Source organism: Pelomonas parva (genome assembly GCF_043555835.1).
Lineage (GTDB): Bacteria > Pseudomonadota > Gammaproteobacteria > Burkholderiales > Burkholderiaceae_C > Pelomonas > Pelomonas parva.
Window position 1 is genome coordinate 1 of record NZ_JBIGHV010000046.1, and the last position, 255, is coordinate 255.

Below are 255 nucleotides of genomic sequence, written 5' to 3' on the forward strand. Positions count from 1 at the left end.
CTTGACCTTGATGGCGGCCCAGGCCGCTTGCACCAGCGTAGTCTTGAGCCAGACGCCGCCACGGCGCAGCCGGGTGCTGCGTCGCTTGCCGGCACTCTCGTCATTGCGAGGGCACAGGCATGCCCAGAACAACAGATGGCCGGGCGTGGGGAAGCGCGACATATCGATGCCAATCTCTGCAACGACGACGTTGGCGCTGACGTCGCTGATGCCGGGCATCGTGCTCAGCAGCTTGGCGGCTTGTCGAAACGGTTC

1 protein-coding gene is annotated in these 255 nt (G+C 64.7%); it reads right to left on the minus strand.

The window, feature by feature from the left end; all coding sequences use genetic code 11:
- Positions 1-255: IS110 family transposase (locus ACG00Y_RS28915; RefSeq protein ID WP_394485111.1), on the minus strand; the 255-nt coding region annotated here is incomplete at both ends.